General features: G+C 45.2%; 6 protein-coding genes. 2 read left to right on the top strand and 4 right to left on the bottom strand.

Features of this window, described 5'->3' with window-relative positions; genetic code table 11:
* Window position 1: 1 nt before the first annotated feature.
* Window positions 2–2,614: an ATP-dependent chaperone ClpB gene (gene clpB / locus L0U89_RS05520; protein WP_234860617.1), complete on the bottom strand. Its 2,613-nt coding sequence runs from the start codon at window positions 2,612–2,614 to the stop codon at window positions 2–4.
* Between the two features lie 430 nt (window positions 2,615–3,044).
* On the opposite strand from clpB, the gene L0U89_RS05515 reads away from it, so the two are divergent.
* Window positions 3,045–6,197 (top strand): histidine kinase N-terminal 7TM domain-containing protein, encoded by a 3,153-nt coding sequence (locus tag L0U89_RS05515; RefSeq protein ID WP_234860616.1) that lies wholly within the window; start codon window positions 3,045–3,047, stop codon window positions 6,195–6,197.
* 73 nt (window positions 6,198–6,270) lie between these two features.
* On the opposite strand, the gene L0U89_RS05510 is transcribed toward L0U89_RS05515, so the two are convergent.
* Window positions 6,271–7,284 carry a dipeptide epimerase gene (locus L0U89_RS05510; protein ID WP_234860615.1) on the bottom strand — a complete coding sequence of 338 codons (1,014 nt, stop codon included), beginning with the start codon at window positions 7,282–7,284 and terminating at the stop codon, window positions 6,271–6,273.
* 75 nt (window positions 7,285–7,359) lie between these two features.
* Between L0U89_RS05510 and L0U89_RS05505 the strand changes: the two genes are divergently transcribed.
* Window positions 7,360–8,850, top strand: coding sequence for a M14 family zinc carboxypeptidase (locus tag L0U89_RS05505; protein WP_234860614.1), 1,491 nt, complete (start codon window positions 7,360–7,362; stop codon window positions 8,848–8,850).
* 151 nt (window positions 8,851–9,001) lie between these two features.
* On the opposite strand, the gene L0U89_RS05500 is transcribed toward L0U89_RS05505, so the two are convergent.
* Together L0U89_RS05500 and L0U89_RS05495 are read right to left on the bottom strand one after the other, a co-directional pair.
* Window positions 9,002–9,790 (bottom strand): hypothetical protein, encoded by a 789-nt coding sequence (locus tag L0U89_RS05500; protein WP_234860613.1) that lies wholly within the window; start codon window positions 9,788–9,790, stop codon window positions 9,002–9,004.
* Between the two features lie 104 nt (window positions 9,791–9,894).
* Window positions 9,895–12,777, bottom strand: a complete 2,883-nt coding sequence (locus tag L0U89_RS05495; protein WP_234860612.1) for a TonB-dependent receptor — start codon at window positions 12,775–12,777, stop codon at window positions 9,895–9,897.
* Window positions 12,778–12,862 lie beyond the last annotated feature (85 nt).

Raw genomic sequence — 12,862 nt, 5'->3', positions numbered from 1 at the left:
GTTAGACCTCCACCGCCTCTACATTTCGGAAATAGACCTGATTGTCTGCATCCAACTCGACCAAAACCGCTGAGTCGTTTTTGATGTAGCCTGCCAAGATTTGCTTGGATAGCTCGTTGAGAATGAGTCGTTGGATGGTGCGTTTCAGCGGACGCGCTCCAAATGTCGGATCGAAGCCAACTCTTCCCAGGTAATCCAGAACCTCCTGGGTTGCTTCAATCTCAATATTGGACTCGGCAAGCCGTTTTTGGATTTCCTTCCATTGGATATCGACGATTTGACGGATCACTTTTTGGTTGAGTGGCTCAAACATGATGGTTTCATCGATTCGGTTGAGAAACTCAGGTCTCACGGATTTTTTGAGCAGTTCATAGACTTCTGTTTTTGTCTTTTCCATGATCTCTTCCTTGTTCCATTCTTCCATTTCGGCAAACCGCTCTTGGATAAGATGTGAACCGATATTGGTCGTGAGGATGATGATCGTGTTTTTGAAATTGGCAACGCGACCCTTGTTGTCGGTAAGCCGTCCATCATCCAATACCTGCAAAAGGATGTTGAAGACATCAGGGTGGGCTTTTTCGATTTCATCCAAAAGCACCACAGAATAAGGCTTCCTCCTGACCGCTTCGGTCAACTGCCCGCCCTCATCGTATCCCACGTATCCGGGAGGCGCTCCCACCAATCTACTGACGGCATGTCTTTCCTGGTATTCGGACATATCGATCCTGACCATGGCATTATCGTCGTTGAAGAGATATTCGGCCAGGGCCTTTGCAAGCTCAGTCTTACCGACTCCGGTCGTACCCATGAAGATAAATGATCCAATTGGCCTTCTGGGATCCTGCAATCCTGCCCTGCTTCTGCGAACCGCATCAGAAAGCGCCGCAATTGCTTCCCTTTGACCAGCCACTCTTTTTCCCAACTCATCTTCCAAGTGAAGCAGTTTTTCACGCTCGCTTTGGATCATTTTGGAAAGTGGGATTCCGGTCCATTTGGAAACTACTGAGGCGATGTCCTCATTGTCCACTTCTTCTTTTAGTAGCGGTGAGCCTTGCTGCATTTCTTCCAATTGGGCCTTGTAGCCTTCAAGCTTTTTCTCGGCTTCGACCATCTTTCCGTATCGGATTTCGGCGACTTTGCCAAAATCCCCGGCACGCTCGGCCTGCTCGGCTTCGAGTTTCAGCTTGTCAATGTGTTCTTTCTCTGTTCTGATTCCGGTGATCACGGCTTTCTCGCTTTCCCACTTGGCTTTTACACTTTGTCTTTTCTCGGAAAGTTCCGCAATTTCTTTGCTCAGGACAGCTTCCTTGTCTTTGTTATTTTCCCTGCGGATAGCTTCCCGCTCGATTTCAAGCTGCATGATGCGACGGTTCAATTCGTCCAATTCCTGAGGAAGTGAGTCGATTTCCATCCGAAGCTTGGCAGCAGCCTCGTCCATCAAGTCGATGGCTTTGTCTGGAAGAAAACGGTCGGATATATACCGTTGGGAAAGTTCAACAGCTGCGATGACGGCATCATCCTTGATTCGCACACCGTGGTGCAGCTCATATTTGTCCTTAATACCCCTGAGTATCGAAATGGCATCCGCAGCATCAGGCTCATCGACCATGACGGCTTGGAACCTTCGCTCAAGGGCTTTGTCTTTCTCAATGTACTTTTGATACTCCTTCAATGTAGTGGCGCCGATCGCGTGCAATTCCCCGCGAGCCAATGCAGGCTTAAGCAGGTTGGCAGCGTCCATAGCTCCTTCGCCGCCTCCGCCGGCACCGATCAGCGTATGGATCTCGTCGATGAAGAGGATAATTTCTCCATCCGAATCGGTCACTTCTTTGATCACGGCTTTCAACCTTTCCTCAAACTCCCCTTTGTACTTAGCACCGGCAACAAGCAAACCCATATCCAAAGAGATAAGCGTCTTGGATTTGAGGTTTTCGGGTACATCACCGCTTACGATTCTTTGGGCAAGTCCTTCCACGATGGCAGTCTTACCGACACCCGGCTCACCCAAAAGGATGGGGTTGTTTTTGGTTCTTCTGGCCAGGATCTGCAAGACCCGCCTGATTTCTTCATCACGGCCAATAACGGGGTCAATTTTCCCTTTCTTGGCCAGCTCATTCAGGTTCTTGGAATATTTCTCCAAGGCTCTGTATTTGGATTCTGCGTTTTGATCTGTCACTTTGTTTCCTTTTCTAAGTTCTTTGATAGCTTCGGTCAGCGGCTTTTCAGAAATCCCCTGATCTTTCAACAGTTGCGAAATCTTATCCGACCCCGCCAAAAAGGCTAAAAACAAATGCTCAATGGCGACGAACTCATCTCCAAATGTCTTCAGGTAGTCTTTGGCTTTGGAAAGAACTTGGTTTGCCGAATTGGAAAGGTAAGGCTGCTGCCCTGTCACTTTTGGGTAGCTCTTGATGATTTCGTCCGTCTTTTGTTCGACGAAGGCCTTGTTGACCCCGAGTTTTTTGAAAATAAACCCGATCACGTTTTCATCCTCAGAGAATATCCCTTTCAGCAAATGGGCGGGCTCGATGGCCTGTTGCTGTTGGGCCATCGCCAATTCTGCGGCTTTTTGGATCGCCTCTTGGGATTTTACTGTAAATTGATTGAAGTCCATGTTGTTAGTTGGTTTTGGTTTTTCTCTTAGTCTCGTTTTGACACCTATCGGCAAAATTCCAACCAAGCAAATTTTTCGGAATTTTTGTCTGCTTTTCAGCGAATAACCCCACAATTCGAGACTTTTTGACAGAGAAAACTAAGAATCAGTGGGCCAAAATTTGTATGGGAATCGTACACTCACTACTATGAGAAAAATAGATGTGAATCGATTGACGCGGTTGTAGGATTTTCACCTAGCGATCTAAGCAAATAAACGAAACAATATGCGTTTGTCAGTCTTCCAAAACAGCCTAAGACGGAGATAGTATTTTGATTTTTAATAATTTACCCCAATAAAATTTTTTATTCCGTACATAAATATTTTATTTTTACTTTGCTTAATCGAACTTACCCAGAAACTAGCATTGAATCCCTAGGAACCGCCTTCTATGAACCTTCAGTTTTACTTTAATCCTTTTGCAATACCGATATTTTTCACTGCGCTCGTTTTTCTGTTTCTTTTGAGAATTTCGTTTTCGAAGGACTTCAAGTTAGACGATCGGTATTTTACGCTGCTGATGCTCAGCTGTTTCCTTTATTCGTTTTTTTATGCCGTTGAGCTCCTGGGTGTCAATGCGGAAACTATTAGGCTATTCTATTACTTGGAATTCATCGGTGGGGTATTTGTCGCACCATTTCTATTCCTATTTGTACTTAGGTACTCTGACCAAACGCAACTCATCAACAAATTTCTCGAGCGGCTTCTTTTTGCTTGTTCTGCCTTTTTCTTGGCAATGGTATTGACAAACGAATCGCATGGACTGTTTTATGGGAGTGTCTCGGCTCAGAACAACGGCTACTTTTTGGCCGTGGAGTTGGAGAAAGGAATATTCCACTGGCTCTATGCCTCATACAACTCACTCCTCATCATAGCTGCCAATATCCTGTTGGTCAGGATGCTTTTTTCGGTCCCCGACCTTTACAAAGGTCAGGTATTGATCATGCTTTTTGGCACTTTGATTCCTTGGCTGGCCTATATTCTCGTAGTATTTGGAAATTATCCCTTTGGGCTCGATCCAGTTCCTTTCTTTTTGGCAGTTAGCGCAATTGTATTGTTTTGGGCACTTTACAAGTATCGTCTGTTCAGAACTAATCCTATCGCGTTCAAGACAATTTTTGAGAATATCTCCGACGGGATCATCATTTTCGACCGCGTGGGTGATGTGGTTGCCCTCAATCTGACAGCAAAAAAATTCTTCCAGGACACAGGTATCCAAAGCCCCTCCAATAAGTCTGATTTGGCAAAGTTCCAGGATGACCTGTCGGACTTGGTAAATGGAACCAAAGCCACCATCGAAATCGAGGACAAGATCTCCGAAAAGTCATACGTCGTTTATCTCCGAACAATAAACGGTGAACATCCCGATGGAGACAATTTCCAGTATCTGATTATAAGGGATATCTCCGAACAAAAGGCCACAGAAGTCCTCATTAAGGCCAATGAGGAAAAAATGCAGAACGTCAACATGGAACTTCTGCGCAAGGAAAAAATGCTTACTTCAATCGCTTTTGCGACCAAGGAACTTCTTTCCAACCAGGATTTTGAAATTGCAACACAAAAAGCGGTCACACTTATTGGCGACGGTGCAGGTGCTGATAGAGCATACCTATTCGAAAACCGGATCGAAGAAAACGGCAACATTCTAAGTTCACAAAGGTTCGAATGGAGTGCCCTCGGTGTTCCACCTGAGATTAACAACCCGAACCTGAGCGACCTGCCGATAGGGATGTTTGGTGAAAAAGTTGTGGGCAACTTCCTGCAAAACAACTCCTTTCACGGCATCGTGTCGCAAATGGACGAAGACCCAGAGTTGAAAGAACTTTTGCAAAGTCAGGATATTCTTTCGATACTTCTAATCCCAATTTATGTGGAAGACCATTTTTGGGGATTTGTAGGATTTGATGACTGCACCAATGAAAGGCATTGGAGCGATGCCGAAACTGCATTGCTCATCTCCTTTGCCGACTCCATCTCCAATGCGATTGAACGCAAAAACCTGGAAAAGAACCTGATCTATTCCATGGAGCAAGCGAAGGAGGCAAGTATTGCAAAATCAGAATTTTTGGCCAACATGAGCCACGAAATCAGAACCCCACTAAATGGTGTGATTGGTTTCTCGGACCTGTTGATGAAAACAAACTTGGAGGATAACCAAAAAGGATACCTCAAATCGATCATCCAGTCTGGCAACCTCCTGCTCGGCTTGATCAACGACATCCTAGATTTCTCAAAGATCGAGGCTGGCAAACTTGAACTCAGCCAAGATTGGATCAACGTCAGGGATGTGGCTGCAGAAACGCTGAAAATCATACAGCCCGTAGCAGATGAGAAGAAGCTTCAACTCAAACTGAACGTCGATGCCGAAGTCCCCAAATTTGTCCAAGGAGACCTCACGAGGATCAAACAAATTCTCATCAATCTTTTGAGCAATGCCGGAAAATTCACCCACAGTGGCATGATTGGCTTGGATATATCTGTTGACTCCCAGCGATCCAGCCCAAGTCGAAAAGCGTTGATTTTCTCGGTAAAAGATACCGGTATCGGCATTTCCAAGGAAAAACAACAAACAATCTTCGAGGCTTTTGCTCAGGAAGACACTTCAACTACCCGAAAATATGGAGGCACTGGGCTCGGACTCACAATCTGCAGCAAATTGCTCGAATTGATGAAAAGCAAGCTGGAACTTGAGACTGAAGTTGGACAAGGAAGTACTTTCTTTTTCACTTTGGAATTGCCGTTTGCTGAGCAGATAGAGGAACCATCTTTGGAAGTTGCACAGGCTATCATCCTGGAACGAGAAGAAAAAGAAACGCCGGCCTCTAAAGGCGCCTACAAAGTACTGTTGGTAGACGACAACCCAGTCAATATGCTACTGGCGAAGTCCATTGTCAAAAAACTCCTTCCTTCCAGCGAAATCTCTGAAGCTTACAATGGTGCAGAAGCTGTTGCCCAATACAAAAGGGACGTTCCAGATATCATCTTCATGGATATCCAAATGCCTGAGGTGAGCGGCTACGAGGCGACTAAACAAATCAGGGTTATAGAAAAAGACCGCCATACACCGATCGTGGCGCTGACCGCCGGTACTGTCAAAGGGGAATATGACCGCTGTATCGAGGCAGGAATGGACGATTATCTGAGCAAGCCTGTTTTGGTGTCGGATATTGCCGGCATGATCGAAAAATACCTCGGATCCCAGCCCATAGAGGAACAAAGCCAAGCCATTTCCTCAAAATTTGACGAGTATAAAAAAACCGATCCGGAGTTTTTCCGGGAATTGGTGGAAGTCAGTATCTCCAACATTTCAAAACTCAAATCAGCACTGCATAGCCATTTTGACCAAGGTGATCTCAAGGGTGTGAAACAAACAGGCCACGCACTCAAGGGTGTTGGATTGAACCTCGATTTTCAGGGTCTTGTACAAACCGCCGCCGAAGCGGAGAGGTTGACAGAAATCACCCAATCTGCCGCCTCGCTCGTCAATGCAACAATCGAGGAGGCAAACAGGATCTTGGCATTGCTCGAAAAGGAACTCAAATAAAAACGTGCCCCAGGGTCAAAACTTCACCACTTGATTCAAAGAAACCTAGGCAGGAAAGTGATTGGGTTTGATTTCAAAATAGCAAAACAGCACCGATTCCGTTCCTTTCAGGGAAAGTGACTTTGTCAGGACTGATACTTACGCCCGAAGCGATATCATTAGCCAGCAACATTGCCCCGTCCATATCGACGTAATCCAACAACGGAGCAATATGGGCAATCGCACTGATCCCAACCGATGACTCTGTCATGCAGCCCACCATCGTTTTCATTCCCAAGCTTTTGGCAATTTGGATCATCCTGAGGGCGGGCGTTAAGCCCCCCGCTTTGACCAATTTGATATTGATGCCATGAAATAGTCCTTGGCATTTGGCGACGTCCGATTCTACAATACAGCTTTCGTCGGCCATCACCGGGAGCTTTGAGTATCGATAGACCTCTTTCATTCCTTCCAAATCGTCCTTGGCGAGGGGCTGTTCCATAAACTCCACACCCAATTTGACTAGTTCTTCCGAATTTCGGATTGCCTGTTCCGCAGTCCAGGCACAGTTGGCATCGATTCGAAATACAGCGTCGGTGTGTTTTCTCAGTTCTCGAATGATCTCCAAATCATGGTCTGTCCCCAGCTTGATCTTGTATAACGGCCAGTCCACTTCCTTCATTTTGGCCACCATTTTCTCGACCGTATCGATCCCGATGGTGAAATTGGTAACAGGAATCCTAGAGGGGTCAAGTCGAAGGTACTCATATAACTTTTTGCCCTGCTTCTTAGTAAACAGATCCCACGCGGCCATATCCAAAGCGCATTGGGCAAAGGGATTGCCTTCAAAAGTACTCTGCCCCATTTCCCAAAGCTGTTCGGGGCTTTGCCAGGCTCTATTCTCTACCATACCCCTACTCGCATCGAGGCGCGCGGTGATATTCTCAGCGGTCATACCATAGAAAGGATTGGTGGTGGTCTCCCCCAATCCAAAAAAGTCCCCGTCTTCCAGTTTCACAATGACAGTATCTTGTACATCACGGCTTTGGTGGGCAATGGTAAACGTGTGCTTCAGCGGTAGGTCTTTTACGAAATATGAGAGCTTCATTGGAGGCAATTTGAGGGTAAAAGTAAATTTATTTTCCTGTCTAAGTTTATAACTTAGCCGAAAATTAACATCGCTATGACCGTTCCATATTTCAAACACCGGATTCTTTTTTTCGCCTTAGTGATATTCACCTTGCCATTAGCACCAGCCTGTCGGGCTTCCGGTATTGCTGAAAAACCGTCGAACCCATCGAGGCTGGAACAAGCCTACGAGCGCTACAAAGAGGCATCAATTTATGAACGGAGATTCAAATACGAATCGGTCATAGGACTTGTCAGGGAGAGAAAGGGTAATTTCGAGGTCCAACCAGTCGGAAAGTCCGTCGAGGGAAAAACTGTGTACCAAATGACAACCGGCACAGGCAAAACCAAAGTGATGCTTTGGTCCCAAATGCACGGCAACGAAAGTACCGCTACCATGGCCCTGTTTGACATTTTTAATTTTCTGGAAGGAAAAAATGATGGCTTTGATGACATCAGGAACACCTTGTTGAGCAAACTGACGCTAAGATTTATCCCTATGGTCAATCCGGACGGAATGGACCAATGGATCAGAAGAAATGCTCTGGACATAGATCTGAATCGGGATGCGCTTACCTTGGCATCACCGGAAGCCGTATTGTTGAAAAATGCAAGAGATGAGTTTTCTCCGGAATTCGGATTCAACCTCCACGACCAGCAGATCTACTATACGGCTGGGGAGACTCGAACACCTGCCACGATTTCAGTATTGGCACCAGCTTTCAATTTTGAAACAGAAGTGGATGAAGTTCGAAAAAGGGCCATGCAGGTAATCGTCGGCATGAACAAGATGATGCAGGAAGTAGCTCCCGGACACGTCGGCAAATACGACGACGCCTTCGAGCCCAGGGCATTTGGTGACAATTTCCAGAAATGGGGCACAAGTACCATTCTGATTGAGTCCGGTGGCTATCCAAACGATCCCGAGAAGCAGCAAATCCGCAAACTCAACTTCATGATCATGCTTCATGCCTTGCTCGAAATTGCGGAGCAAAAATATACTTCCTACAGTCTGGATGACTATTACAGCATCCCGGACAATGCCACCCGCCTGATGGATGTGGTTGTCCGAAACCTTGGGATGAAATATGCTGATCATGAATACAAGGTGGACATTGGCATCAGAAGGAGGGAAACAGATGCCAATGGGTCATTTTTCGTAACGGGCGCAATCGATGATTTGGGTGACTTGTCGATATTCTACGGCTATGAAGAGTTGGACGCAAGCGGTCTTGAGATAGTCGAGGGCAAAGTGTATGAACTGGAATTTGCGAGTGTTTCCGACATAAATCCTGACAAAGCCTTGGAACTATTAAACGCTGGATACCTTGCGGTAAAGGTCCGGGAGGCACAAGATAGGGAACTTCACAATCTACCAATTTGGATTCTGAAGACAGCCAAGGCCTACCCGAAAGGACTCAGGACGGGCAACAACCCGAGCTTCTTCCTGGCTGAAAACGGCAAACTGAAATATGCCATCGTCAATGGCTACCTTATCGACCTCCAAAAACCTTCCCAAACAAAATTGATGATGCGGGTGCTATAAATCGTAACAAAACATACAAAAAAATAAGAGGGGCAAAAAGTAGAACTATTGCCCCTCAATTTTTATCAAAAAACCGTGGAAAAATTCAAATCTGATGATTCAAAATTACCACGGCGTAAAGTCAAAAAAAATACCCTGTTTAGGGTATTTTTCATTCATTTTCGGCAAGAATTCGATGATTTTTCAACAGGATATCCATCGCAATTACTCGATCACAAGGATAAAAGCGCTTGGCTTCATCGAGTTGCTCGATTGCAGCAGATAGATTTCCCTCATTATTGTAAAATATCGCCCGATTGAAATGCTCAAGCCCCTTGAGTTGGGAAATTGAAATCTGTCGATAAATGGATGGGTTAAGGATTGACTCAAGTTCCCTGAGCTTCGGATTAAGGTTTAGATTTGGGGTTTTGTCGGGCCCAAACACACTCAGATAGTTTTTTACTTCTGAAGTGCCCGAAATAAACCCATCAATACCTCCGGTACTTTCCAAAATGATTTCTTCTCCACCTTGTTCTACTATGACAAACACATGATGGGAAGTCTCCATGATCTTGTAGGGTATTTCAAATCGATCGAGCAGAGACGCCAGCAATAATGAACCTGATACACAATCGAATTTGCCCTCTTGCAACACATCCTCCAACAAGGAATATTGTTGATATTCTTCCAACAGGTACATTTCTGTCCGAAAATACAGGGACTTGAGAAATCGCGGATGTCCTTTATACCTTTTGTAGTCCTTTTCCAGCTTTGTCACCAATTTCCGAAAGAGCGTATGGTTTTGTGACCAATGCGATACAAAGTCGTCTGAAGAAAAATCCTCAACCGATTCGCTACTCGGCCTATTTTGGGCGACCCAATTACCATTGTCAAGCGTTGCGGCTTGATGGCTTTCGATGATGCAGAAAAACAAAAGGAATGAAACGAGATAGGCTTTCATACCAATGTTAATTTATTGTTAAGTAAACTTAACCATTTATTAACACTGATGCAACAAAAAAGCCCCTGAATTTCAGAGGCTTTTTTGGAAGTATCTAAATCAGATTACCAAATCGAATATCTAATTCTAAAGGCAACCCTTCTTCCAGGTGCGAGTCGAGAGAAAATTTGGTCTTCGGAATTGTACATCGAGAAAATCTCTTCCCTCTCGTCATCCAAAAGGTTCGTAATATTGAAGGTAGTCTGTACCCTTTCTGACTTACCCCAAGTCTTGTTGATGTTCAAATTCAGGGAATGGAATGGTACCAAGTAAGTATCGGTCCTATTTCCAAATCCAACAAAGTTCAAGGTAGGTCCTTGTACGTTGTAGAATACGCCAGCCTCAAGGCCATTGATTGGATTATTGTAAGAAAATCCAGCATTGATCAAGTAAGGCGCCTGACCGGCCATTACCCTGAAGCGGTCGATTTGCTCCCCTTCCCTGGCAGAGAGCTGTCTTGACCTAAACTCCGACTCCGACATTTCGATTCGCGAGTCTACCACGGTGATATTGGTGTTGAAGAAGAAATTCTCCATCGCTGGCGTAATGAAATCCAATGATTTCCTCAACTCCAACTCAACGCCCAAAACAGTACCTGATCCCACGTTTCTAGGCTGGTAAGCTCCTGGATCGGAAAGGAACTGAACCATTTCAATCGGTTTGTCAAAGGTCTTGTAGAAACCTGAGATCGAAACCAATTCATTTCTTTTGAGGAATTTCTCCCACCTCAGGTCAAAGTTATTGATTCTGGTTGCTTGAAGATTTCCATCCCAAAGCACTTCTGTACCGCCATTGGTTGTCTCTTCAAACAAACCACCGATGAACGTCCTACCAGTAATTGGGTCAATGATCTCGGCGAAGGACATTTCCTTAAACGAAGGTCTAGCGATCGTTCTCGAATAGGCCGCACGGAAGTTTTGATTGGCTCCGACAGACTGGATTAAGTTGACAGTCGGGAAAAGATCCAAGTCATCCAAGACCTTCTCATTGTCAAATACGATCGTGTTGGTCTGATTCGTTCCAGTGTAGAATTGCGTGTATTTTTCAGCTCTCAATCCGACGATTGCCTTCAAGCTAGATGTTGGATTTACTTCGGTGGATGCATAACCAGCAAAGTTTTGCAGATATGAATTGAACTGGTTGGGGTTGATTGGGATAAAGAGTGGATCATACCTGACTCCGTTCCTGTTGGTGGCAGAGAAAAGATTCTCCTCATTCATGACCTGATTTGGATCACCATTGAACTGGGTGCTTCCGGTTGGAAATTGGAAATTCTCGATCAAGAAATCACGGTTCTTGTAGATGTAAGCACCACCGAATCTCAATTTGGCGGCACTTTGCATGAACTTATAATTATTGATTATGTTCAAGTTTCCGAAAAGTCCCCTTTCCTCGAGGTTTCTCCAAATTCTGGTCGGAAGTCCGACTTCAGTACCGATGGTGTTATTTGGAAGCCTAAACCTCGTGATCCTTACATCTGGATCCTCAATCGTAGAAAGTGTCGGCGAAATTTTCCATTTCACTTCCCATTTGCCTCTTCCAAGAAAATGTTCTCCGGCCAAAAGCAAATTAGACATTGCTCTTTGGTTGTATTCAATGTTGTATTGGTCAGCCTCAAAGTTGGCACCGAGATTTGAATTCAAGAAATCAAACCTACCGACTTTGGACTCACCGTTTTGGAGACGCAGGAAGTTCAATTTGATCTTGGTAAACTCAGATTTATATGCCAAGCCAGCTACACCTCCCCAAAGCACGTTGTTAACAGACAGCGTTCCCTTAGAGAGCTCAAGAGCTTCCATGTTAAAATCATTGGCATTTCTTGGCTTTCCGAAAAGGTTGTACTCGGCGTTCTCGAATACCTCCGTCTCGTTCCTGTATGTAAACGCCAGATTGTACCCGAATTTCTTGTTTTTGATCGAAAACTGATTTCCAATAGAGTAACCCATTCCGATATCACCAAGAGGACTTCTCTTTTGCGTCCCTCCAAGGATCGGGTTAAAATCCCTCAGAATTTGTTGAAAAAGTTGGCCACGTGCGCTGTTCGGATTTCCGACAACTTCAGCAAATTGAGGAATATCGGAAATCCCTTGGGTTGGAATTGTCCGTGTACCGTCATCAAAACCCAACCAATCGGTCTTTCCGCCTTGGATCGCTAGGTTATTGTTGTTAAGGTGCATGGCAGGATTATATCCTCCCGTCACGCTCAGTACCATCGTTTTTTCCTCAGGAAAATCCCTAGTCTCAATATCTACCACACCACCGGTGAAGTCCGCTGGCAATTCTGCGGTAAAGGACTTCGAGACAATGATATTGTCGATTACGTTGGTAGGGAAGAGATCCATTTGGATGGTATTCCTATCCGGATCCAAACCTGGAATTTCGACACCATTCAAAATAGTTTTGGTGTATCTATCGCCCAATCCACGGATGTAGACATATTTTCCGCCCTGCACGGAAACACCTGTAACCCGCTTGATAGCCGCAGCCGCGTCGCCATCTCCGATCTGCCTGAATGTAGAATTGGAAATCCCGTCCATCAGGTTGGCCGCGTTCCTCTTGACAGACATCAATGCCGCCTCTGTCGTCCTAATCGCTTCGGCGGAGATAGTCACCGTCTCTAAATCAGAGGTAAATTCAGTCATTTGGATGTTATCCAATACAGTGACCTTACCTGCAGTCACCTCGATATTTCCAATTTCAAGTGGGTTGTAGGAAATAAATGTGATTTTCAGACTATGGACTCCCGGGTCAGCTTGGATTTCAAAATCCCCCTCAAAGTCCGTTACAGCACCCGTTTGGGAACCCACAAGCAATACCGATACACCAAAAAGCGGCTCGCCGGTACCTTGATCAAATATCGTCCCCCTGATCGTACCCTTCTGGGCAAACGAATAGATGGGAGACAGACTAATTCCGATAAATAAGACTATTAGAAATAGCTTTTTCATATAAGTGTTTTGTTGTGTACAGCATTCGACTATGGCAGTATAAAAAAGTCAAATTGGGGAGCCCCCATAGATGGCTCCCCAATGA

It is taken from the genome of Mariniradius sediminis, from assembly GCF_021491425.1.
Taxonomy (GTDB): Bacteria; Bacteroidota; Bacteroidia; order Cytophagales; family Cyclobacteriaceae; genus Mariniradius; species Mariniradius saccharolyticus.
Note: the sequence above shows the minus strand (reverse complement) of the source record. Positions and strands in the feature narration are given on the sequence as shown.

Excerpts from the sequence above, each read along its gene's own strand:
- clpB (WP_234860617.1), bottom strand. The coding sequence starts at position 2,614 with ATGGACTTCAATCAATTTACAGTAAAATCCCAAGAGGCGATCCAAAAA.
- L0U89_RS05515 (WP_234860616.1), top strand. The coding sequence starts at position 3,045 with ATGAACCTTCAGTTTTACTTTAATCCTTTTGCAATACCGATATTTTTC.
- L0U89_RS05510 (WP_234860615.1), bottom strand. The coding sequence starts at position 7,284 with ATGAAGCTCTCATATTTCGTAAAAGACCTACCGCTGAAGCACACGTTT.
- L0U89_RS05505 (WP_234860614.1), top strand. The coding sequence starts at position 7,360 with ATGACCGTTCCATATTTCAAACACCGGATTCTTTTTTTCGCCTTAGTG.
- L0U89_RS05500 (WP_234860613.1), bottom strand. The coding sequence starts at position 9,790 with ATGAAAGCCTATCTCGTTTCATTCCTTTTGTTTTTCTGCATCATCGAA.
- L0U89_RS05495 (WP_234860612.1), bottom strand. The coding sequence starts at position 12,777 with ATGAAAAAGCTATTTCTAATAGTCTTATTTATCGGAATTAGTCTGTCT.